Here is a 23,690-nt window from a genome sequence, read left to right as displayed (position 1 = left end):
TGGCGCTGCCGCGGGCAGCGATTGGGGAGACGGGGATGCAGGGGTTTTGGATTAGGACGGCGGTGGCCGCGTTGTCCTGTTGGGCGACGCTGCTGCTATCGGGCCTGGCGGCCGACGCGGCCGACCGTTTCATCGACGTGTCTAACCCCAGCGTCCATCGTGTTTTCCTGCCGATGTCGCAATCGGTGACCATCCAGGTGAATGCCAATCTGGGCGATATCGTCGTCGGCGACGAGAAGATCGCCGATGCGCAGCCGATGACCGACCGGACGCTCTATGTCATCGGCAAGGGCGCCGGCACCACCACGGTCAATCTGTTCTCCACCGACAAGCGCTCGCTCGGCGTCATCCAGATCGAGGTTGGCGTCGACGTGAGCGACATGGCGCAGGCGATCCGGCAGGTAGCACCACGGTCGCGCATCGAAATCGGCTCGATCAACGGCAAGGTCAGGCTTGGCGGCCATGTCAAGGATGGCGCCACGCTGGAGGCCATCATGCAGGTGGCGCAGCAATATGGCCCCGACGCCATCATCAATTCCGTCACTGTGGATGACAGCCAGCAGGTCAATCTGGAAGTGCGCGTGCTGGAAGCCAAGCGCAATGCCGGGCGGGATCTTGGAGTGTCGATCAGAAGCACGAACGGCAGGGGCACGACCCGGGTAGGAACCGGGGTCGCCACCGTGGACAAGGACGGAGCGGAACTCGGAGCGGGTGATCTCGTCAGCGGTCTGCTTTCGAACAGCAATCCCTTCGCAGCTTTGATCACGCGCGTCATCGACAGCAACATCAAGGTCGACCTGATCATCGAAGCCCTTGAGGCCAAGGGCGTGGTGCGCACGCTGGCCGAGCCCAACCTGACGACGCTTTCCGGCGAGCCGGCCAGCTTCAACGCCGGCGGCCAGGTCCCGATCCGCAGCGTCACCGCCGATGGGCTGATCCAGATCGAATACAAGCAGTTCGGCGTCAATCTCCAGTTCACCCCGGTCGTGCTCGCCGACGACAAGATCCACATGAAGCTGGCGCCGGAGGTGAGCGACCTGACCGGCTTCACCACCGCCGGCGACCCGATCTTCACCAACCGCAAATTGGATACCGTCGTCGAATTGCGCGACGGCCAAAGCTTCGCGGTCGGCGGCCTGCTGTCCAGCAAGACCACCAAGCTGCAGAACCAGGTGCCGTGGCTCGGCCAGGTGCCGGTGATCGGCACGCTGTTCCGCAATTCGAGCAACCAGAAGGAAGAGACCGAGCTGGTCGTCATCGTCACGCCGCACATCGTGCGGCCGGTGAAGCCCGGCGAACAGCTGGCGACGCCGTTCGACAAGACGCGGCCGGCCAACGATCCCGAATTCTTCGTGCTCGGTCAGCTCGAGGTGAACAAGGACATGATCCGCAAATATGAAACGGGCGACGGCGTCACCGGCCCCTATGGCCACATGCTCGACTTCAAATCGAAGGACAAGATGCTCTATGTCAAGAAATAGCGCCTTGATCCTCATTCTGAGCACCGGCCTGCTGACGGGCTGCGCCGCCGACTATCTCAACCATTACGACTCGGTGACTCTAGCCGCCGGCGACACGCAGAAATACAATTCGATGCTGCAGACGGTGGATCCGCTCAATCCGAACTCCAGGAACACACATATCGAGGGCGACGGCACGCGCGCCGCGCTTGTCGCGCACAACTACAAATTTCCGCCGCCACCGCCACCACCGCCGGCGATCACGGTCAATGTCGGCGGTTCGGGCGTGACGCCGTGAGCTGAACAGAGGGATGCGGGGGGCGCCGGGCAAGCGGGGGGCCTTGGCGCAGGAAAGCAGAGAGTAAGGTCATGTTGGGGACCATTCGAGCCTTCTGGAACGATCAACGCGGCGTAGCGATGATCCTCGTGGCCATCATGCTGCCCGTGCTTATCGGCTTCTCGGTGCTGGCCATCGACATGAGCCGGCTCAACGGGCTGCACAACGATCTGCAGAAGGGTATCGACGCGATGGCGCTTGCCGCCGCGGCGGAACTGGACGGCAGATCGGATTCCATCACCCGGGCCAACTTGGCCGTGACGACCCTCGTCTCCAACAACACCCTGTTTTCGACATCGGGCGATCATCCGCTGGTTTTAGCCGATATGACCGTCACCTATCTGACCGGCATCCCCGCCAGCGACGAAACCGCATTGAGCGCTGCCGGCGTCGATGCCGATGGCACAAACTGGGCAAGCACCGATCCCAAGGCTGTTTCATTCGCTGAAGTGACGATCAACGCTTCCGGCGTTGCAGCTGGCGCAGGTGCCTTCGCGACAATCTTTCCGGCAAGTCTGGTCGGCAGCAAAGACACCATGGATATCCAGCCGCAGGCGGTGGCGGGGTTCGTTCAATCAATCTGCGAAACCGTTCCCCTGTTCATGTGCAACCCGTTCGAAACAGCGGATTCTTCGACCAGCAAGACGATCCAGCAAGCCTTTGCCTCGGGCGACACCTACGGGCGAGAGTTCCGTATTTTGAAAGTCGATTCCAATCCTGGCCCCGGCAATTTCGGCCTGATCGACAACAATCTAAGTTCGCTGCGTGATGCCCTTGCGATCGGCACCTCAGGAACCTGTTACAATCGCAACGCACTGACCACGAAGACCGGCGTCACCCTTGGCCAGGTCAACACTGGCCTCAACACCCGGTTCGACCTCTACAGCGGTTCGCTGAACAACGACAGCAAGGACTTCAATTACAGGCCGGCCACCAACGTTCGCAAGGGCCAGAAGACCGGCTGCAGCAAGTACGACCCTGTGACGGACAACACAGCGCTGCCCTTGCCTCCGGGCTCCAATTATGACGATGCGAAAGGAATGTCCGACCCGATTGGGGCGCAGAGCTTCTGGACGAGTTACTGGCAAGTCAACCATGGCACGACGTATCCGAACGTCCCCAGCACCACCAACCCGACCGGCTCCACGAGCGCTCCCGCATCAAGATATGACGTCTACAAGTACGAGATCGCCAAAAGCCTTGTCGGTGACAAGTCGCTGAATCCGACCAAGGAAAGCGGCGATCCATCCTGCTACAAGGGCCCTACTCCGACACTCGACCCCGATCGCCGGCTGCTCAACATGGCAATCGTCAACTGCCTCGCCAACGAGGACAAGCTAAACGGTCACGTCTCGATCAAGCCGGACGGCTATGTCAGCGTGTTCATCAACACGCCGGTTCAGAAGCAGGACAACACCAAGGATCCAGACGACCCTTCCGCAGGCGAGAAACCGATTAGTCTGGAGATCGTCGACGTCGATGGCGCATTTGCCAACAACACGCTTGTCGACAAGGCGTTTCGCAACGAAGCGCAATTGTACCGGTAGTGCCATGTTCATCAAGATAAGGCAGTTCCTCCAGCGGTTCCACCATGACGAACAAGGCGCCGCCTTGGTCGAGATAGCGATCGTCACACCATTCGTGCTGCTGCTGTCGGCCGGTGTCTTCGAGTTCTCGAACATCTTCAACACGCGTCTGCTTCTCGCAGCTGGCGTCGAGGATGCCGCTCGCTATATGGCGCGCTGCAGCAGTGACTGGAATACTTGTTCAACGTTGGCAAAAAACCTCGCGGTAAACGGGGCCGTCACGAACGGCAGCCAGAGGGTTACCGGATGGACCGTGGGTCAAGTCACCATCACGCCAGTGCAATCGCTCCAAGCGATCGATTCGACCGGCACCGAGCTCTATCTCAGCAGCACCGGCACGGTCATTGTGGTGCAGGTCAGCACGGCATATCCATATCCTACTCTAGGCCTCTGGTCCTATCTTGGCTTTGCCAACCTTACGCTCAATGTTTTCCATCAGGAGCGTGTCTTGGGATGGTGATGCCGCGCGGCACGTTCTGGAGAAACCAATCCGGCGCGACAATGGTGGAGGCGGCCATTGCAATGCCAATGCTGCTGACCCTGCTGCTTGGTTTCGTCGACTTTGGCTACGCCTTCTACCAGTGGAATGCCGGCAACAAAGCGGTGCAGGCGGGCGCCAGGCTGGCGCAGATTTCCGCTCCGATCGCCAGCGGACTTCTGCTCGAGGCACAAAGCCCCAGCAACCCACTGGATGTGGGAAAGGCTGTTCCGGCCAACATTTACAACTACATCTGTACGGCCAATGCTGCAGGAGCTGTGTCTTGCACCTGTGGAACAGGCGCCACATGCAAAAACCTCAATGTGAGCCAGGCCGCTTTCGACTTCATCTTCAGCGGCAGCAGCAGCCGGCCGGGGATGCTGACATTCCTGCCGACCCTCCTGAAATCCGAGGTCCAGATTCAGTATCAGGCTTCCGGCCTGGGCTACTGGACGCGCCCCAATGGGCCGGTACCAACGATCACCGTCAGCATTGAAAAACATCCCTTCCAGTTCTTCTTTCTGGCCGGGTTTCTCGGCCTTGGAACCATCACCATGCCCTCCATGCTGAGCACGGCTACGGGCGAAGACATGAAGAGCACCTTCCCATGAATGCGATGAACACCAAGGTTACACCGACCAAGCGAAAGCAGGTGGCACTGTTCTCGTCGGATCCGAATTTCAAGCGCGAGGTGGCGACGCGGCTCGATGCGCTGGCCATCTATGACGTCAGGGTTTCCGAGACGGACGATTTTCTCAAGGGCCCGCCTGCCGATGCGCGCCCGGGCATCGTCATCCTCGATCTCGGCAGCGGCGGGCTGCTCGGCAGGCCCGGCATCGTCGAGGCGCGCGCGCTGTGGGCGTCCGTGCCGCTGATCGCGGTCTCCGACGAGCTGACGTCGGAGCAGACGCGCGTGCTGGTGCGCATGAACGCCTCGGACTGGCTGCACAAGCCGCTCGACGGCAAGGAGCTGCTCAACGCGGTGACCTTCCACGACACCGGCAACCAGGGAACGAAAAGCCGCATCATCACCTTCATCAGCGCCAGCGGCGGCGCCGGCGCCACGACGCTCGCGCTGTCGGCGGCCGAATTCCTGGCCTCGAAATCGGCCGAGCGCGCGGCCTCGACCTGCCTGGTCGATCTCGATTTCCAGAGCGCCAATTGCGGCGCCTATATCAACCAGTTCAACCAGTTCGACCTGACGGGCATCATCGGCCAGCCCGAACGGCTCGATGTCGAGCTGATGGACGTGATCAAGCTTTCGCGCCCGTCCGGCCTCACCCTCTATGCGTTCGAGCGGCCGCAACTGCCCTTCGAGCCGCGTGGCAGCGATTTCGTGTTCCGGCTTCTGGACCTCGTCGCCTACCGCTTCGACGACATCGTCATCGACCTGCCCAATCTCGATACGCCCTGGCACAATTCCGTGCTTTCGACGAGCGACGAGATCTTCATCGTGTTCGAGCTCAACGTCGCGTCGCTGCGGCAAGGCAAGCGGCTCTACAGCAAGATCCGCGAACTGCGCGGCAACGCGGTCAACATCACGCTCGTCGCCAACAAGCACAAGCGCAAATGGTTCGGGAACCACTTCTCGCGCAGCGAGCTGGAGAAGATATTCAAGGCGCCGCACATCAAGTCGCTGGCACTCGACAACGCGCTTCTCGCCGATGCCCTGAACCGGGCGATCCTGCCTTCGGAAGTGGATGGGCGCGCGCGCTTCAACAAGGATCTGAAGACGATGTTCAAAGAGCGGCTCGATGACGCTGCCCGATAGGCATCGGATCGCCTCGGGGCTGGCGGCCGCCTGCATCGCGGGCCTGGCGCTTGTGATGCCAGCCGGCGCCCATGCCGGGTCCGCGGGCGCTCCGCCACTGCCGGCCATGGGCCCAAGCCTGCGCAAGACGGTCGCCTTCGAAACCGCCGAACAGCCTGGAACGATCATCATCCGCAAGGACGAGAAGGCGCTTTACCTGGTGACGCGCCAGGGCCAGGCACTTCGCTACAAGATCAGCGTCGGGCGCGATGGTTTTGGCTGGACGGGGGTCGTCATGGTCGGAGCCAAGACCGAATGGCCGCAATGGCGCCCGCCCAAGGAAATGCGTGCCCGCCAACCGGAGCTGCCGGAAATGGTGCCGGCCGGCCCCTACAATCCGCTTGGCGCCAGGGCGCTCTATTTGTCTCGGGACGGGCACGACACGCTCTACCGAATCCACGGCACCAATGACCCGTCAGGGGTCGGCTTCGACGGAACATCGGGCTGCTTCCGCCTCACCAACACCGATGTGATCGACCTTTTCAAGCGCGTCGCGATCGGCGCCAAGGTGGTGGTTCAATGACGACGATCAGCGAGCCGGGCATGCCGGCGATCGATGTTGGCAAACGCGAACAGGTCGCCGTCGACAGATCCGGCAACACAAAAGCGATTGGCATCGTCGCCGCCGGCGCCTTGCTGGTCACCTTGGTCAACATGGCGGCTGCCATCTACCTCTATCGGGGCATCAACGACCTGCGCTCCGTCGAGGCGCGGCTGGAGCAACTCGGAGCATTCGAGCAACGGATCGCGGCGCGGCTCGATACGGTCAACAACGGCTTCCAGAGCCGGTTCGAAAAACTGGACAGCCAGCTGCAGGGCAACTTCAACGAAATCAATGGCAGCCTTGCCAGGCTGGAGCAGACCCCGCCCGCCGTCGCCGGCAACAGTCCGCCGAACATGGCGGAACAATCCGAGGTTACCACCAGCACGGTGGCGGAAGCGCCCGAGGCGCTCGACAGCGAAACCGCTGGCGAGGCCAGTGTCATCGAGGCGCCGCGACCGCCCAAGAAGAGGATCGCTTCGGCGCCGCCTCCCCCCAACTCCAACTACCAGCGCATAGAGCAGCCGGACGGCAAGGTCTATTACCGCAAGGTCAATTGACCGCGGGTGCCGGTATTGACGGCGTCTTAGAGATCCCGCTGCAGGGTTACGAGCTGCATTGCCCGCAACTCCGCGCGTTGTTTCGCTTCGGTGAGGAAGGCAACGTGACAGTAAACACACGCGGCCGTGCCCAGAAGCAGGACCATGCTGTTCTGCCAGGAGAAATCGACCATCAGCGAGAATTGGAGCCCGCTGGGCGCCGTAAAGGCGGCAATGGTGCTCGCCGTCTGAGATTGGCTGCTGGCGGCTATCATCAGCCCCACGAAAAGCAGCGCCAGATGGTTGGCCAGAAAGAATGGAGCCCGCTTGCGGGCGTGGCAGGCAAGCCAGCTGACGATCAAGGCGGCGGCCAGGATCGTGAAATCGAGAACCATCGAGCTGTCCAGATAGAAGTCGACCTGCTGCCAGAACATCGTCGACAACGGCCGCAGTTCAAGCCAGATCCACCACATTGTGGGGCTCGCCGGATAGGCGCCCAGCAAGAATGTCGCGATACGCGCTCCCGCCAGGATGGCAAGGACAAGAGCGGGAAAGAGAAAGAGCAGAATCGGCTTGCGTTTCATGTCGCCCTCCACATTAGCAATCGATGATAGACGGCAGAACTTGCGCAACCCTTAACGGCCGGGATTGCCCATTAGGAAGATTGGCCGGCGCATCAGCAGCGGCCTTCACATTTCCCTAACCGTACACGTCGGTTTTATGTGCCATTTTTGCTACATCACGCGGACGTTCTGGCCGGAAAATACTTTTAGCGTTTCCTAAAATAATAATTACCCACATATTTCGTGTAATCTGGTAGATGATCCACCGACGGCCGGCCTTGCTTGGGCCCAGGTTTGGTTGTGGCGCCCCGGAAAAGGGCGTTGGGGAAAAGTTGGGGCGGGCTAAATGAAAAAAACACGCATTTCGGCCATGGGCAAGCGCTTGGGTCTTTTGATGGCGGCCACGATGCTGTCTTGCGGGGGTGCAAATGCCCTCACGCTCAAGGAGGCCGTGGCGGTTGCCGTCGAGTCCAATCCCGAGATCGGCCAGGCCATAGAGAATCGCGAGGCGATCGAATTCGAATTGCGCCAGGCAAAAGGGCTCTATCTTCCCAGCGTCGACGTGGAAGCATCCGGAGGGGCTCGCCGTCTCGACAACTCGTCGCGTCGCGCGCTTTCCCTCGATGATGACAACCTCTACCCGGCAGAAGCCGATCTGACGGTTTCACAGACCGTCTATGACAGCGGTGCAAGGCGGGCCGAGCTCAATCGTCAGGCATCGCGGGTCGATGGCGCGTCGTTCCGCGTGCTGGAGCGGTCCGAATTTATCGGGCTCTCGGTGGTCCAGGACTACCTCGAATACATGCTGCAGGCGTCGATCGTTTCAGAGGCGAAGAAGAACCTGGGCTTCCATCAGGCTATCCTCCACGACATCCAGGAAGGCATCGCGGGCGGCGGGCTGAACGAAGCCGACCGGCAACAGGCCGAGGAGCGGCTGTTCGCGGCCAAGGCCCGCATGCAGGAAGCCTCGGAGGAACTGGAGGCTTCGAAGATACGGTTTTTCAAGACCGTCGGGAAACCGCTGACCAATGCGTCGCGGCCGGGCGACGTTTCGGCAGCGCTGCCGAGGTCGCTGGACGATGCGCTGGGCCTGGCACGAGAAAACAACCCGCGCGTCCATATGGCCAACAGCGATATCGCCGCGGCGGCCTCGCTGGTGGACGCGGCCCGAGCGAAGTACGGTCCCTCGATCGTCGCCGAGGGCACGGCCCGGGCGGGATACGATATCGACGGCGACAATGGCGACACATCCGACCTGCAGGCGCGCCTGGTGTTGCGCTGGAACCTCTATCGCGGCGGCATCGACAAGGCCAATGAACAGGAGCAGATCCGCCGCACCAGCGAACAGCGGCTCGCCATGCATCAGGTTCTGCGCGAGATCGAAGAAGCCGTTCGCACCTCATGGGATCGCCGCTTCCGGCAGGCCGACCTGGCAAAGACCCTGAAGCTTCAGGCCGCCTCCAACGAAAAGCTGGTCGCGTCCTATCGCGAACAGTTCAAGGTCGGGCAACGCTCGTTGCTAGACGTGCTTGATGCGCAGAATACGCGGTTCAACACCGCGACGCTGGCGGACACCGCATCCTATGCGTCACTCTTTGCCCAGTACCGGCTTCTGGCTGCGACCGGGGAATTGCTGAAGACGATGGATATCCAGCCGGCAAAGCAGGCCAACGCCTACGCACGGACCGAGTTCGCCGCACCGGAAACGGCTGACACCGAAACCTATGCGCGCACGCCTTCGGAACAGAAGAATGACCTGCCCTTCGACATTCTGGCGCCGGTCAGGAAGAAGTAAGCAGCGACATAAGGCGCGACCGACAGTCCTCGCGGGCAGATCGTGAACCAGCAACCCCATATCCTGTCGCCGAAGGAGGCTTTCAAGGCCTGCTTTTCGGCCGTTGCCGCGTATCTCGGCCGACCGAGCGCCGAGACCGTGCTGTTCGCCGGCGTGCCGCTGTCGGATACCCGCGTCGAGGTCGACGAGATCCGCAACCTTGCCGAACGCATAGGTCTGGAAGCGCGTTCGTTCGGCCATCGCGATTTCCTGCGCGGGCGGATCGATCTTCCCGCGATTGTCTTTCGCGTCAGCCAGTTGCCTGTTGCCCTGCTCGCCGAGGAGGAAGGCGGCGACTATTTCACCGCCCCCCAGGAAGACGGGCGCACCGCGATCAGCCGATCGGAACTCGCCGCCAGCTATATCAGCGGCGGTGTGTCCTTCTCGATCACCTACGCCAACGCTACGGAGGCGATGAGCGTCGGCTCGGCGCCGAAGATCGAGCGGCGACATTGGCTGACCGGGACGATGGGCGGCTTCTGGCGCACATATTCGAAAGTCGTGCTGTCGGCGATGTTCATCAATCTGCTCGCCATCGCCTCGCCGATCTTCACCATGAACGTGTATGACAGGATCCTCCCGAACAAGGCGATATCGACGCTCTGGGTCTTGGCCATCGGCATCGGCGCCGTCATCGTGTTCGACCTGCTTCTGAAGACCGCCAGGGCGTCGCTCATCGACTATGCCGGGCGCAAAGCCGATCTTCGGATTTCGTATATGCTGTTCGAAAAAGTGCTCAACTCGTCGCTCTCGGCGCGACCCGGTTCGACCGGCGAGTACGCAAACCGGATAACGCAATATGAGTTCGTGAGAGAGTTCTTCACCTCGAATACCATCAGCGTCTTCATCGACACCGCTTTCGTGTTCGTCTTCCTGCTGGTCATCTATGCGATCGGCGGCTGGCTGGTCATCATTCCGGCCGTGGCCTTCCTGGCGTCGGTCGCCGTTGGCCTGGTCACGCAGCGGCGCATCGGCAAGCGGGTCGCGGCCTCGATGAACGAGGCTTCGCAGCGCCAGTCCCTGCTGGTGGAGTCGATCTCCACGCTGGAAACGATCAAATCCCTGCGCGCCGAAGCCTATCTCCTGCGCAAATGGGGCGAGCACTCGAAGAACGCCGCCAACACGTCCGAGAAGATCAAGCAGCTTTCGGCGGCAGCCGGCAACATCACCCAGGCGATACAGCAACTGGTCACCGTCGCCCTGGTGGTGGCTGGCGCCTATGCCTTTTCGGAGGGGCACGTCTCGACAGGGGCGATCATCGGGACGGTGATGCTGGCGGGCCGGGCCGTGGCCCCCCTCGGCCAGATCGCCATAACACTGTCGCGGTTTCGCCAGGCCATGCTCTCGTTGCGGATGGTCAACTCGATCATGGCCCAACCGGAAGACCGGCCGGACACGGTGGGCTTCGTAAACCGCCCGATCCGCAATGGCGCGATGGCATTCAAGAACGTCGGATTCGTCTATCCCGGTTCCGAAAACGAGGTTCTGTCCGGCCTGAATTTCACCGTCAAGCCCGGCGAGCGGATCGGCATAATCGGGCGGATAGGATCCGGCAAGACGACCATGGGCCGGCTGATCGGCAGGCTCTTCCTGCCGACCTCCGGCGAGTTGCTGCTGGACGGGATCGACATCCGCCAATATCACCCGTCGGAGGTTCGCGCCGCGGTCGGCATCGTTGCGCAGGCTGGCGATCTGTTCTCGGGCACGATCAAGGAAAATCTGCTGATGGCCTGCCCGGAAGCGACCGATGAGCAGATCATCGACGCGGCCAGGGCTGCCGGTGTCGACGAGTTCGTCTCCCGCCATCCGCGTGGCTACGACATGAACGTCGGCGAGCGTGGCACCAATCTTTCCGGCGGGCAGAGGCAGACGGTGGCGATTGCCCGGCTGCTGCTGACCAAGCCGAAAATCGTTTTCCTGGATGAGCCATCCGGCTCGATGGACCTGGCGTCGGAACGTCAGCTGATAAAGCAGCTCAAGATGGCCTTTGACCGCGGCACCACGCTGATCGTCTCCACCCACCGCTTCAGCATGCTCGAGTTGGCCGACAGGCTGATCGTGATCGAGCAGGGCAAGATCGTCGCCGACGGACCGAAAGAACAAGTCATACAGGCGCTGCAGAAAACAAATGTTTGAGACAAATTATATTGATCCAGATCAATATAATGGGGTTTGGTAAATGCTTGCTAGGGAAGATCGGCCGCCGCTTTTTGCGTCGGCATCCATATTGATCATCGGCGCGCTCTTTGTAAGCTCGGTCGCTTGGGCGTCCTATGCTGAGGTTGATGAAATCGCACGCGGCGACGGCAAGATCATACCCGCCTCGAAGACTCAGATCATCCAGGCCAGCGAGCCGGGCGTCGTTCAGGAAATCGCGGTGACGATCGGGCAGATCGTCAAGAAGAACGACCTCATCATCCGCCTCGACAATACGTTCAACACCTCCAGTCTTGGCGAACAGCAGGCCAAGGCGCGGGCTCTGCAGACGCGCATTGCCCGGCTCAAATTCGAACAGACCGGGAATATCGAAGGCTCATTTCCATGTCCGTCCGAAATCCAGAAAGTCGCCCCTGAAATCTGTGACAACGAGCAGAAGCTGCTCGTAGCCCGCCGCGACAACTTCGAAGTCAAGCTGTCGGTTCTCAAGTCGCGTCTCGATCAGCGCGAGAAGGAGCTGGACGAAGCGACCGCCAATTCCGATCGCCTCACCCAGAATCTGACCGTCAGTGACCAGGAGGCAAAGCTGGTCGAATCGATGGTCAAGAAGGGCCTGATGGCACGAACCGAGCAGTTGCGCGTCGAGCGCGAGCTGACCGAACTCAACGGCCAGCTGACGCTCGCCGGAGAGACCATCAAGAAAGCCAAGTCGGCCATCACGGAGGCTCAGCTTCAGGTCGACGAACTCGGTCTGCAGTTGCAACAGGAGGCGCTCAGCGATCTGACGCAGGCGCTGGCCGACCTCTCGGTGGTTGACGAGACGATACGCGGCGCCACAGATAAGGTGGCGCGCACCGATATCCGTTCACCCGTGGACGGCATCGTCAACACGCTTGACGTGAATACGCTCGGCGCCTTCGTCCAGCCCGGCGCGGTCGTCGCCGGCATCGTCCCGACCTCCGAGACATTGCTGGTCGAAGCCCGGGTCTCGCCGCGAGACGTCGCTTTCATTCGACCGGGCCAGGACGCGCTGATCAAGGTAACCGCCTATGACTTCTCCATCTTCGGCGGCATCGAAGGCAAGGTCTCCAACATCACCGCCGACAGCCTGGTCGACCAGAAAACCGGCGAACCTTACTATCAGGTGCGCGTCGCCACGGAGCGATCCACGCTGACACGGGATGGCAAGGTCTATTCGATCATTCCCGGCATGATCTGTTCCGTCGATATCAAGACCGGACGCAAGACCATCCTGACCTACCTCCTGAAGCCGATCAACAAGGCACGAGAGGAGGCAATGAGTGAACGATAGCGCCACTCCTCCCGCCGTCCTCGACCGGTTGCTCGTGCCGACGAAGGCAGAAGACCTCGGCATGGAGTTCCGGGTCGTCGCGCGCCTCGGCATACGACGCGGAATCCGCCTGGAGCGGGCTTTCTGGACGTCGCTGAGGCATATGGCGGAAAGCCGGAAGTGCACGATCGGCATGCTTGTCGATGAGATCGCCGAAGGTCAGCCTGCTTCTGGCAACCTGACATCGGCGATCAGAGTTGCCTGCATACGTGACATGGCGGAGGAAAACCTGACGTTGAAAAGGCTAGCATCGATAAGGACGATCAGCGCGATACTTGTCGCCTGTCCCTCGCCCGCCTTTGCTCTTTCATCATCGAAAAAAATCCTGACCTTCAACGCTCCGTTCCAACAGCTGGTAAAGCGCCAATTGCCGACGGCGCCGAACGATGACGGGCGTCAGGATCTCAGGCTGGCACTCGACCTCAACGTCGCGGATATATTTGCACGGCTGGATGCCAATGGCGAAACCCCGGTCGCCAGCGGGTTCGTCATCGGCGCCGGCGACCGCCGCTATCGCGGCCAGTTGAACGCGGTGCGGGCGCCGCTGATCGAGCAGGACCTGCTGATGGCGTTCGTCAGCGGCTAAAGCGTGTCGCGATTAATTGGCCTCATATCCGGCCGCTTTGAAGAAGTTTCTGCATTCGGCTGGCTCGAACAGGTGGCAGATATCGCCGAGAGCCTCGCAAAGCGTGTCGAAGGTTCTGGCCGCCTTCTTTCGCAGGNGGCTCGAACAGGTGGCAGATATCGCCGAGAGCCTCGCAAAGCGTGTCGAAGGTTCTGGCCGCCTTCTTTCGCAGGTGCGCCTTGAGTTTTGAGTAGGCCATCTCGATCGGGTTGAGGTCGGGCGAGTATGGCGGCAGGAACAGGAGCCAGGCGCCCCTTTGGCGAACCAGTTGCGCAGCGCGCTCGTTCTTGTGGAAGCCGACATTGTCGAGAATGACGACATCGCCGGGCGACAGTTCGGGAGCGAGCTGGGTTTCGACGTAGTGTTCGAAGATGGCGGCATTCATCGGCGCGTTGACGATCCATGGTGCGACAAGACCGTGGCATCGCAGCCCGGCGATAAAGGTCTGCGTCTGCCATTTGCCGAATGGTGCATGCGTCCTGAAGCGCTTGCCCTTCGGCGCCCAGCCGGTGCGTTTGGTCAGCTTGGTGTTGGTCGACGTCTCATCGATGAAGATCAACCGCGTCAAAGCCTTGTTGAAGAAGCGCTTTCGCCGCCCCATCCATAGTTCACGCGCCTGGCGCACGTCGGTCCGCTGCTGCTCGCTGGCCTGTAGAGTTTTTTTTATGACTGAGCCCCAGGCGTTGGAGCAGGCGCCCGACATTGGAGCGGTGAACGCTCACCCCACGCACCTCCAGTTCGACGCAAAGCTCATCCAGCGTCAGTTCGCCGGTCTCGGCCAATCGCAAGCGGACAAACTCGACATGCGGCTCAAGCTTTCCGCCCCCCACATGGCCCTGCCGGCGGGCTTCAAGCGAACCGGTCTGCCGGCGCAGGTTGATCAGATTGTTTACAAAGCGAGGTGAAACGCGGAAATGGCGCGCAGCCTCCCGGTGACCATGCCCCTCATCAACATACGCAACAACACGCCGACGCAACTCNGCGGTAGCGGCTTGCCCATCGCGGTCTCCTTTCAACCGCAATGAATCACGAACTCAAATCAAGGGGAATCCTGAATCCCTTAAATCGCGACACGCTTTAGAGTGTAGCTTCGATCCAACGTCCGCCGGCTGTGCTTACTTTCGCACAAGCTTCCCCAAAGCCATATCCGGCTGCAATCCTTCGCCGGGTGCGACGCCCGCAAAGCCGCCCTTGATCTCGGCAACCTGCGCATTGCCCGATCTCGAGCCATGGATCCAGGCGCGATCCGTGCTGAAGGAATAGAGCGGAACGTAGTCGGGGAGATCGCTGTCACGCAGGACGGTGTTGTGGAGGCTGTCGAGAATGAATACGCCATCCGCAGTGCTCACCGACAGGACGGCGTGGAAGAACCCGCGCTTGCGATCCTGCAGGACGACGAGCGCCATGCTTTGCGCGGGAATTCCGGCCCTGAGCAGCGCCGTCATCTTCAGTATGACAAAATCCTCGCAGTCGCCGGCGCGCTTGTCGAGCACCTCCGAAGGCTTCGCCCAATAGTCGAGCTTGCCATAGACGACACTGTCCTTCCTGTAGGCGATCAGGCGATTTATGCCGCTGTTGACGAGGGACAGTTTCTCGGTGAATCCCTTGCCCTGTGCCGTCGAGATCAGCGTGGCGAAAGCCGCGCTCTTGTGCTCGCAGGCACTGCCTGCCGTGCAGCCGACGATTGCCTGGTAGACAGGCGCCCACCGCGCCGCGACAGGAAAGTTGTGCATGGACAGCGCGACCGACCCGAACACGCCGGGAATGATCGCAGCCGTCTGGATGGGATCAATTCCAACATCGGCGGGTCCGACATCGGCGGGCGTTGGCGCAACGGCGGCATTGGCGTCGTCGATGGCGTAGCTCATGGAGACAATGCCGGGCTGGTATCCCGCGACCGGCTGCCAGGGCCGGGACCTTTCCAGGGAAACGCCACCCAGGCTACGCGGCGCCTCGACCTTTTCGACGAGCCCGCCGACTGATGCGACACCCTCGAAACGAGGGCTCGCGAGCAATGGCTGCGGCAGGCCCGCAAGGCCGATCGCCAGCAAGAGCAGTTTGAGACCGGCTGTCCCCGGCGCGGTTTTTTCTTTTTTCATAACGCCCACCTTTGACTGTGGACGGTACCAATCTTGTCTCAAATTATTGGCAACGAAGGTAGATAACGACGACGGAACTTACTTCGTCTGTTTTGCATAAAATTTTATTCTAATTTATACTTTTATTTACGATCCAGACGGAGGCGAGCCGCCATCAAAAGCCGCCGATACCGGCAATATATAACGGAATATATGTTACCGGTTTACCACGCGTAAAAAATACGATTTTGTGCATACTGCAGTATATCAAATGGATTGATCAACCGTTGCAAAGCAATGGTGAGCGCTGTCTCTTTCCGGGAAATTCCGGAGGGGTACAAGCAAATGACCACCAATATCGAATTGGACACCGCTGCAAGGTCCTGGGACGAGCATTCCGCCGCCAGTGACCATCACGGTCAGACATCGCCGGCGGAGATCCAGGTCGCCCAGGCGGCTTCGACGCAGCAGGCCGCGCCGGCAGCGGCCGAACCTGTGCCGGTCGATGTCGGCAGCGGCGCGCCCGTCAAGCCCGAGGCACCCGCGGAAGCGAAAGCACCGGCGGCTGCCGCCCCCCACGAATACGTGGCCGACGCCAACCATGTGGTGAGACTTCCGGCCAATGTCTCGATCGACAACATCAAGGTCGACGGGCACAATCTCGTGCTCGAGCAGGCCGATGGCTCGGTCATCGTGATCAAGGATGGCGCCCTGAACGTGCCGACCTTCCTCATCGGCGACGTCGAGGTGCCGCGCGTTGCACTGATCGCTGCGCTCGAGGCCAGCCATGTCGATGTCGCCTTCGGCGCCGACGGCTCGATGTCGGCCGGTCCGGGAGGCTCGACCTCCAGCGCAGGCGGAGACTTCTCGGTTCCCGCCGGCGGCATCGGCGACGGGTTCGGTCTTTCGGCGCTGTTGCCCCCGACAGCCTTGCAGTTTGGGCTTCTGGATCGCCGCGAACTGTTCCCGTCTTTCGTCGACAGGCCGGTTTCAGTGGTGGCCACGTCACTGCTTGCCCCGGACGAGGCGGCCAGCGAAACCGGCCTTAACGGCGGTGATGGTCAATCGCCGGGCAGTGACGCGCCGAGCAGCGCGGAAACCTCCGGCAAAGGAACGATCAGCATCGATGCACCGGATGGAATTGGTTCAATCGTCATCAACGGCGTCACCGTCACCGCCGTCGGCCAGCAGATCCCTGGCGAATTCGGCTTCCTGACGATCGTCTCCTACAATCCGAGCACNACCGGCGCCATCGAATACAATTACACGGTCACCGAGTCGGTCACTCATCAGAATCAAACGACCGGATTTGATCCCAACGACACGGTTCCCGACAATTTTACAATCACCGTCACGGACATCGACGGCGATACGGCCAGCACCACCTTTGCCGTCGCCATTGTCGACGATGTGCCGACGGCGGTTGCCGACACCGACAGCATCGCTGCCGGCCAGTTCGGCCCCGCGACAGGCAATGTGCTTGTTGGCGGAACCGATGCCGGCGACGTCAACACGACAGACGGCGTTGCCGACACCCAAGGCGCCGATGGCGCGATGGTGGCGGGCGTCGCCAAGGGCACGACTAACACCGACCTGAACGACACGAGCACGCTCAATACGCCGATCCAGGGTGAATATGGTAAGCTGACGCTGCACACCGACGGCAGCTATACCTATGTGCGCGATGCCGGCACGCCCGGTGGCGTCAACGACATCTTCACATACACTATCAAGGATGGCGACGGCGACACCTCGCACACAACGCTGACGATTTCGATCGGCAACTCGACGCCTGTGATCACCGGCCTGACGCCGGAGGCCAGTGGTGGCGACGTCGTCGTCAACGAGGCGGCATTGAACGTCGGTACGCCGGGCGGACCTGGTTCGGATCCTGCAAGCACGACCGAGACCGCTACCGGCACCTTCACCATCTCGTCACCCGACGGCATTGCCTCGCTGGCGATCGACGGCCATACGTTCATCACCAATGGCGTTTTCACGGGCAGCTCCTTCACCACTGCGCTCGGCAACACGCTGACGGTGACGGCCTACAACCCCGGCACCGGTGAGGTCAGCTACACCTACACGCTTCTCGACAACGAGACGCATGACCCCATCCAGGGGCAGAACAACCTGTTCGAAAATTTCAACGTCACTCTGACCGACCAGGACGGTGGGAGCGCGAGCGATACGCTGTCTGTCAAAATCGTCGACGACGTGCCCGCGGCAAGCGCGGAGGCTTCGCAGAATGTCGTTGAAGGCGCGACGATCACCGGCACGCTGGACTTTGTCGCCGGCGCCGACGGTGCCACGGTGACGCATATCGGCGCCACCGCGCTGGTGTTCGGCGGCGACGGCTACTCGCAGGCAATCGACATCGGCGATGGCTCGATCAAGGTCATGGCCGACGGCCACTACTCGTTCACCGCCGACAATCCAGTCATCGGCACGGGCGCGGCTTCGGCAATTTATACGGTGACCGACGGTGATGGCGACACGGCAACGGCCGGTATCAGCTTTGCGGTGACGGACGCCAACCATCCAACGACCGGCACGGCTGCGGCCACGGTTGACGACGACGGGCTTGTCGGCGGCAATGCGGCGAGCACGACGGGCGACATCAACGCCAATGCGGGCGAGGCTCCGCCGAGCGCCAGCGAGGCAACCTACAACGGCACGCTAGGCGGCAGCGTCGGCGGCGACGGCGCCGGTTCAAACGGCTTCTCGTTCGCGACCCTCAATGGCACCGCCGGCACGGTTGGCCAGGAGAACGTGACCTACAGCTGGAACGCCGGCACCAACACGTTGACGGCGACCACCACCAGCGGCAGCCGCATCGGCACGGCCCTGTTCACGGTCCATGTGACGGACCCGGCGACCGGCGCCTATACGGTGGCGCTGCTCGACAACGTGCTGCAGGCACAGGGGCCGAACGACGAGAACAATGCGACGGTCAACCTCGGCTATGTCATCACCGACGCCGACGGCTCGACCGCCCCAGGCACGCTGACCGTCACCTTCAATGACGATGCACCGACGGCTACGGCCGAGGCTTCGCAGAATGTCGTTGAAGGCGCGACGATCACCGGCACGCTGGACTTTGTCGCCGGCGCCGACGGTGCCACGGTGACGCATATCGGCGCCACCGCGCTGGTGTTCGGTGGCGACGGCTACTCGCAGGCAATCGACATCGGCGATGGCTCGATCAAGGTCATGGCCGACGGCCACTACTCGTTCNATGTCATCACCGACGCCGACGGCTCGACCGCCCCAGGCACGCTGACCGTCACCTTCAATGACGATGCACCGACGCTTGGAGCTTTCACACCAGGTACGATCCCCAACGAGGTCGGGTCCGTCAACGGCTTGTTTGCATTCGCCCCGGGAGCCGACGGCACCAATCATTTCAACATAACCGGACCGGTGATTGCAGGGATTAGCTATAGCACGACGGTCCAAGCTGACGGGACGACGGTGTTGCTGGCAGAGAACTCTACGGGAACCGACATTTATTCACTGACGGTGCACTCTGACGGGAACTACACATTTGCACTTATCACGCCCGATGCAGCAACAACGATAACTCAAACGCTCTCGGGCTTGTCGCCGGGTGGCCCGACACCTTTCCTTGAAACTCCGAATGGCTTGATCGAGTTCACTGGCAGTGGCACTGGCGTCAATTCTTCGACACAAGGCTTTGGTGTCGCGGATCAATTTGTAGAAAAGGATGAGAACTTCACTATGGAGTTCCATACTTCTGCCACTGTCGGCGATGACGCCCCGGCACTGAACCCGAAACTCATCGGCAGCCTCGATTTCAGCGTGAACAATGGCTCCGGTTCTGTTCATTGGATCGCCACCAACTCCGTCACCGGTCAGACCGATAGCGGGACGGCGACGGTAGTAGGCGGACATCTGCTTATCGACCCTTCGATCGACTTCAACCTGATTTCCATAACTGGCGATCCCGGTGCGAAAATGAGGTTGTCTGCCGTCGATATCTCACAAACGATATTGCCATCCGACTCCATCTTGCATTTCCAAGTCAGTGCAGTCGATGGCGACGGAGATATCAGTGCAACCCAGTCCCTGGATATCCATCAGGTGGCCGCGAGTTCGGGCGGATCCTTTACGCTGGCAGGTTTCGCCGGCACCGCGAACGACGTGATCGCTGGAAGCACCCATGCCGACACAATTTCGGGGGGGGTGGGAACTGACATTGCTGATTATACTGGCAGCGTGGCAGCCGTTTCGATCAATTTGGCTGACGATGGCAGTGCATCCGGCATTCACGGCTCCTTTAGCAGTCCGACTGACGGCAACATCGCCGGTGGTGATGCTCTGGGAGATACGCTTACGAGCATCGAAGGTCTGATCGGCAGTTCGTATGATGACTTTCTGTTTGGGAACTCTGGAGATAACTATCTCGCGGGTGGGGCCGGCAACGATACCCTCAACGGTGCGGGCGGCAATGATACTCTCGTCGGCGGCGCAGGGCTAAACACTATGACCGGCGGCGCTGGGAACGACACATTTGTGATTGACCATTCGGCACTAGCCGAGATCAATATGGTCGATGTCATCGCCGACTTTAGCCCAGCCCAGGACGTGCTCGATCTTTCAGACGTCCTCGCATCATTGGGAGCCGGAGGACCGACGACGGACAGCCAGGCAGCGGCTTTGGTCGACATTACTTTCTCCGGCAACGCCGCTCATGTTCTTGTCGACAACAACGGAACCGCCGCAGGTGGCAACATGGTCGAGGTGGCATCGCTGTCCAACGTCAGTGCTGGTTCTGTGATCAATATTCTTTATGACCACAGCGCAACCACTCACTCGGAGACTGTCACTTGATCGGGACGAGGGTTTAGCACCGATCGATCGTCCGCCAGCAGACCGTGGCCGTTGGCTACCACGATCACGCTGCTCTATGACGGCCAACTCGGTTGAAGCGCATGGCGCGCGGCCACATGACTATGTTATACATTAGGAATATCGAGGGGAGCTCAACATGAAACGTTCTGCAAGACTACTGGTTTCCACCGCCGCGCTGTTGCTGGCTGGATCTACAGGCTTCGCCGCCGACATCATCGAAGGCCCGACGGGCGACTATTGCCGGACCGTCGGCACTTCCAACCTGGTGCTGAACGACAACATCGTCGATCTCAAGGCCCAGGTGGTGAAACTGATGGACGAGTCCGTCGCCGCGGCCAACAGCTCGGAATGGATCAACTCGTCGCGGCCGGTCTTCGTCTGGGCGTCGGAAGCCAAGGTCGCCTGCGGCATGGCCTATGGCTATCTGAAGACGAACTACAAGGACGAGGACACGCTCAACAAATGCGAGTGTTTTCACGATCGCATGGTCGAGTACATGCACTGACCGGATAGGCAAATTTGCGCCTGTTGGCCATCATGCCAGCCGACGGATCCTTGTTTAGGGCGATCGCCGCAACGATCGCGTTGGCTGGCTTTGCCCAAAGTGTCACGCCGGCTCGCGCCAACTGGCTCGAACGGCCTTCCGTGGCGCAACATCGGTCGTCGGGTTCGACGCGGCCGCCGCGTTGCGACGCGGCCGCGGCGTGGACCCGGCAGACGTTCAAGGCATTTGCGAGCTGTCAGGCCTCCATCTATGGCCTCGAGCCGGCGCTGGCGCACGCCGTCATGGAGATCGAAAGCGGCTTCGATCCCGACGTGCGGGGCGCCGATGGCGAAGTCGGCCTGATGCAGGTGATGCCGGCGACAGCGCGAATGCTTGGCTTTCGAGGTTCCCTCGACGATCTGGGCACGCCGGCGACGAACATCGCGCTGGGGGTCAGATATCTTGCCCAGGCAAACAGGCTCTCCGCCGGTGACCTCTGCACCACGGTCATGAAGTATCGCGCCGGGCATCATGAAAGCCGGTTCTCGGCGCTCTCCGTCCGTTACTGCCAGCGCGCGCGGGCAATCCTTGCCAGGGACGGGTTCGAAGTGACCGGGCCGTTGCCGGTCGCGACATTCGGCTTTTCCACATTTTCGACAGACGGGCAGGATGGAGCCGCCGCCCAGGAAAACCGTGTCTGCGTGCGCCGGGTGTTCGTACCCGGGCCGCGATACATGAAATGCGCCGACTACAGGACCGCGGGGCAAGCAAGACAGATCAGGGCCCTGAGGGCCCGGCTCTTCGGCGGGTAAAGAAAACAACAGGACGGCGCGACAAGTCCGCCGTAACATGCGTGGCAGACCAGACCGGAAAGAACAAGCCGGCAGCAGACAGGGCGGGACAATCATGGAAACTGGCCGAAAGGTCTATTGTGCGCGGTCGTCGGCTCTCGCCTTCGCGCTCGCCGTGACATTGTCGGGCTGCCAGTCGAAGGGCAACGTCACCGAGGTGCTCGACCCGGCGGCAATTGCCGCGCCCGCCGAGCAGCCCGCGCCGGCGGGGCAGAATGGCGGTGCTGTCACCGGTCCCGCCCAGGCGACCCAGTCGCTAGGCACCGGTTCGGCAAAAGTGACGATGCTGCTGCCGTTGTCCGCACCCGGAACGGCAGGTGAAAACGGCCGCAAGATGCGCGATGCGGCCAAGCTGGCGATGACGGATATCGGCAATGGATTGCTCACGCTGACGATAGAGGACACGAAGGGCGACAGCACACAGGCCGGCAAGCTGGCGGTACAGGCCATCACCACCGGGGTGAAAGTCGTCATCGGCCCAACCGAGCTGCCGGCGGCTCAGCACATCGCCACGCTGTCGGGATCGAAACGGCCACCGGTTCTGGCACTTGCCGACAATTTCGCCGGCAGCGCCGGGGTTTATGCGGTGCCGCTCAGCGAAGCGGACAGCGCGGCGGCAGGTGCGGCGGGGCTTGCCGCCAAAGGCAGCAAGAAGTTCGTATTGCTTGTCGCAGGTGGCCCAAACGCCAGCGCCGTCGAGAAGCGGGTCGCCAACGGCCTCAGCATCTATGGCGCCACGCTCGCGGTCACTGTCCCCTATTCGGGCGGCGACGGTGCCGCGAAAGCGGTCGACGAAATGGGCTCGCTCGTGGACACCCCCGACGCGGTCATCGTTGCCAGCGGAGACAGCAGCCCCTCGTCCGTGCTTGCCGCCCTCAAATCGAAGGGCATTCCGGGAAAAGCAATCTCTGTCGTGGGAACGAACCGCTGGCTGGAGCACCCCATCGATCCCCTGTTTGAGGGCGCGTATATCGCCACGCTCGATTCGAGCGAAACCGGGCCGATCGCCGACCGCTTCAGGACGACGTACAATTATCCGGCCGACGTCAATGTAGCCTACGCTTATGATATGGTTGCCCTGACAGCGGGAATTGCCAGCGCAGTCGGACCCGACGGTTTCAGCAAACAGGTTCTCGAAAACCCGAACGGATTTCGCGGATCGACGGGCCTGTTCCGCTTTCGCGCCGACGGGTCCAGCCAAAGATCGATGCCGTTCTATCGGGTTCAGAAAGGTGCGCTCAAACTGGTTGCCAAATCGACCTCTGGTTTCTGAACGGCCGGTGACGGGGCCTGGCTCGAACGCTGCGCTGGCGTGATGGGCATGCCCGGGCGCATCCGCTGGGTTATCGCGGTCGGAGGCTTCGAGCTCGTGCTCGGGATTGTCCTGATCATGCAGGCCGGAGCCTTGCTTGCGATCGACCGGCCTGCCCCCGCGCCCCAAATGGAGCGTGCCGGCAACCATCCAACCCCTGTGGTTGCGGCCGTTCCCGAGGGTCCATGGCGAGACGCGCGCAGGGTTGCCGAGAGCCTTGTCGCGCCGCCGCCGATTGACTTGTCCGAAATCGAGCGGGCCGAAGCCCGGCCGCCGCTCGGCGATCTGGGTCTCGCCGTGCCCCCCAAAAGGCCGAGGCCCGGTGACTGGCGCGAAACCCTGCTCTTTCGCCCGGTCGCCACGTCGTCGGCGACTTTCGAATCCATGGGACGCAAAGTGATCATCAGTGGCGTCGCGAGCATCGAACCGGAGAGAACCTGCTCGTTTCAAGACGTCGCCTGGCCTTGCGGCCAGCGCGCACAAGACGCCTTCAACTCCTGGCTGCGGGGACGCGCGCTGAAATGTTTCGTACCGCCGGACATAGAGCATTTCGCCATCGCCGCGCCGTGCAGTCTTGGCAAGCAGGACGCCGGCGCCTGGCTTGTGTCCAACGGCTGGGCGATGGCGCTGCCGACCGGCATCTATGGCAAGGCGCAGGCGGTCGCCGAAGAGACGCAGATGGGAATCTTCGGCCCCCCGCAATAGCAGCCAGGATCGATGACGCTCCCACATCGATCAAATTGTATGGTTTGCCGAAACTGAAATTGCGGGAGCCGGTGCTATATCAGCTGATCTGACAGGAGATTGGC

General features: G+C 61.3%; 21 protein-coding genes. 17 read left to right on the top strand and 4 right to left on the bottom strand.

The annotated features are described in order from the left end of the window. The first annotated feature begins 35 nt into the window (after window positions 1-35). The 8 genes from X743_RS145595 (at window position 36) to X743_RS145630 (ending at window position 6,772) form a co-directional block, all read left to right on the top strand. Window positions 36-1,481, top strand: a complete 1,446-nt coding sequence (locus X743_RS145595; protein WP_031258212.1) for a type II and III secretion system protein family protein — start codon at window positions 36-38, stop codon at window positions 1,479-1,481. 4 nt (window positions 1,482-1,485) lie between these two features. Continuing rightward, window positions 1,486-1,758 (top strand): hypothetical protein, encoded by a 273-nt coding sequence (locus X743_RS145600; RefSeq protein WP_023767798.1) that lies wholly within the window; start codon window positions 1,486-1,488, stop codon window positions 1,756-1,758. Window positions 1,759-1,829: 71 nt separating this feature from the next. Further along, window positions 1,830-3,344 carry a pilus assembly protein TadG-related protein gene (locus tag X743_RS145605; protein WP_084555601.1) on the top strand — a complete coding sequence of 505 codons (1,515 nt, stop codon included), beginning with the start codon at window positions 1,830-1,832 and terminating at the stop codon, window positions 3,342-3,344. Between the two features lie 4 nt (window positions 3,345-3,348). Further along, window positions 3,349-3,843: a TadE/TadG family type IV pilus assembly protein gene (locus tag X743_RS145610; protein WP_023767796.1), complete on the top strand. Its 495-nt coding sequence runs from the start codon at window positions 3,349-3,351 to the stop codon at window positions 3,841-3,843. Continuing rightward, window positions 3,837-4,472, top strand: a complete 636-nt coding sequence (locus X743_RS145615) for a TadE/TadG family type IV pilus assembly protein (RefSeq protein WP_023767795.1) — start codon at window positions 3,837-3,839, stop codon at window positions 4,470-4,472. The genes X743_RS145610 and X743_RS145615 overlap by 7 nt, the downstream gene beginning before the upstream one ends. Next, complete coding sequence (locus X743_RS145620) at window positions 4,469-5,632, top strand: AAA family ATPase (RefSeq protein ID WP_023767794.1); 1,164 nt, start codon at window positions 4,469-4,471, stop codon at window positions 5,630-5,632. Before X743_RS145615 ends, X743_RS145620 begins: the two co-directional genes overlap by 4 nt. After that, complete coding sequence (locus X743_RS145625; protein WP_023767793.1) at window positions 5,616-6,194, top strand: L,D-transpeptidase; 579 nt, start codon at window positions 5,616-5,618, stop codon at window positions 6,192-6,194. Before X743_RS145620 ends, X743_RS145625 begins: the two co-directional genes overlap by 17 nt. Then, the gene (locus tag X743_RS145630) at window positions 6,191-6,772 is read left to right on the top strand and encodes a hypothetical protein (protein ID WP_023767792.1); all 582 of its coding nucleotides are present in this window, start codon (window positions 6,191-6,193) and stop codon (window positions 6,770-6,772) included. The genes X743_RS145625 and X743_RS145630 overlap by 4 nt, the downstream gene beginning before the upstream one ends. A 26-nt stretch (window positions 6,773-6,798) precedes the next feature. On the opposite strand, the gene X743_RS145635 is transcribed toward X743_RS145630, so the two are convergent. After that, on the bottom strand, window positions 6,799-7,335 hold the full coding sequence (locus X743_RS145635) for a hypothetical protein (protein WP_031258210.1): 537 nt from the start codon (window positions 7,333-7,335) through the stop codon (window positions 6,799-6,801). A gap of 325 nt (window positions 7,336-7,660) precedes the next feature. On the opposite strand from X743_RS145635, the gene X743_RS145640 reads away from it, so the two are divergent. From X743_RS145640 to X743_RS145655, 4 genes are read left to right on the top strand one after another with little or no spacing between them, the layout of a single operon-like run. Then, the gene (locus X743_RS145640; protein WP_023767790.1) at window positions 7,661-9,109 is read left to right on the top strand and encodes a TolC family protein; all 1,449 of its coding nucleotides are present in this window, start codon (window positions 7,661-7,663) and stop codon (window positions 9,107-9,109) included. A 42-nt stretch (window positions 9,110-9,151) separates the two neighbouring features. Next, a complete protein-coding gene (locus X743_RS145645; RefSeq protein WP_023767789.1) occupies window positions 9,152-11,284 on the top strand; it encodes a type I secretion system permease/ATPase in 2,133 nt (710 codons plus the stop codon). 43 nt (window positions 11,285-11,327) lie between these two features. Further along, a complete protein-coding gene (locus X743_RS145650; protein WP_031258209.1) occupies window positions 11,328-12,617 on the top strand; it encodes an HlyD family type I secretion periplasmic adaptor subunit in 1,290 nt (429 codons plus the stop codon). After that, a complete protein-coding gene (locus X743_RS145655) occupies window positions 12,607-13,242 on the top strand; it encodes a ribbon-helix-helix domain-containing protein (protein WP_023767787.1) in 636 nt (211 codons plus the stop codon). The genes X743_RS145650 and X743_RS145655 overlap by 11 nt, the downstream gene beginning before the upstream one ends. Window positions 13,243-13,264: 22 nt before the next feature. Here the strand turns inward: X743_RS145655 and X743_RS1000000171110 are convergent, their stop codons facing one another. The 3 genes from X743_RS1000000171110 to X743_RS145665 all read right to left on the bottom strand — a co-directional run bounded on the left by X743_RS1000000171110 (window position 13,265) and on the right by X743_RS145665 (window position 15,380). Then, a complete protein-coding gene (locus X743_RS1000000171110) occupies window positions 13,265-13,984 on the bottom strand; it encodes an IS630 family transposase (RefSeq protein WP_156934492.1) in 720 nt (239 codons plus the stop codon). After that, a complete protein-coding gene (locus X743_RS1000000172320) occupies window positions 13,890-14,258 on the bottom strand; it encodes a helix-turn-helix domain-containing protein (protein ID WP_156934491.1) in 369 nt (122 codons plus the stop codon). Before X743_RS1000000172320 ends, X743_RS1000000171110 begins: the two co-directional genes overlap by 95 nt. A 138-nt stretch (window positions 14,259-14,396) precedes the next feature. Next, window positions 14,397-15,380 carry a transglutaminase-like cysteine peptidase gene (locus X743_RS145665; protein ID WP_023767784.1) on the bottom strand — a complete coding sequence of 328 codons (984 nt, stop codon included), beginning with the start codon at window positions 15,378-15,380 and terminating at the stop codon, window positions 14,397-14,399. A 324-nt stretch (window positions 15,381-15,704) separates the two neighbouring features. Between X743_RS145665 and X743_RS145670 the strand changes: the two genes are divergently transcribed. The 5 genes from X743_RS145670 to X743_RS145690 all read left to right on the top strand — a co-directional run bounded on the left by X743_RS145670 (window position 15,705) and on the right by X743_RS145690 (window position 23,586). Next, window positions 15,705-20,213, top strand: a complete 4,509-nt coding sequence (locus tag X743_RS145670) for a type I secretion C-terminal target domain-containing protein (RefSeq protein ID WP_023767783.1) — start codon at window positions 15,705-15,707, stop codon at window positions 20,211-20,213. Window positions 20,214-20,370: 157 nt separating this feature from the next. Then, window positions 20,371-20,739 carry a hypothetical protein gene (locus tag X743_RS145675; RefSeq protein WP_023767782.1) on the top strand — a complete coding sequence of 123 codons (369 nt, stop codon included), beginning with the start codon at window positions 20,371-20,373 and terminating at the stop codon, window positions 20,737-20,739. Window positions 20,740-20,771: 32 nt separating this feature from the next. Beyond that, window positions 20,772-21,530, top strand: a complete 759-nt coding sequence (locus tag X743_RS145680; protein WP_031258206.1) for a transglycosylase SLT domain-containing protein — start codon at window positions 20,772-20,774, stop codon at window positions 21,528-21,530. Between the two features lie 94 nt (window positions 21,531-21,624). Continuing rightward, on the top strand, window positions 21,625-22,842 hold the full coding sequence (locus tag X743_RS145685) for an ABC transporter substrate-binding protein (RefSeq protein ID WP_023767780.1): 1,218 nt from the start codon (window positions 21,625-21,627) through the stop codon (window positions 22,840-22,842). A gap of 48 nt (window positions 22,843-22,890) precedes the next feature. Continuing rightward, window positions 22,891-23,586: a thermonuclease family protein gene (locus tag X743_RS145690; protein WP_245264295.1), complete on the top strand. Its 696-nt coding sequence runs from the start codon at window positions 22,891-22,893 to the stop codon at window positions 23,584-23,586. The last annotated feature ends 104 nt before the right edge of the window (window positions 23,587-23,690 follow it).

The organism is Mesorhizobium sp. LNHC232B00, assembly GCF_000502435.1.
In the GTDB taxonomy this organism is placed as follows: domain Bacteria; phylum Pseudomonadota; class Alphaproteobacteria; order Rhizobiales; family Rhizobiaceae; genus Mesorhizobium; species Mesorhizobium opportunistum.
The sequence above is the reverse complement of the archived record's forward strand: the minus strand, read 5'-3'. Positions and strand labels throughout refer to the sequence as shown.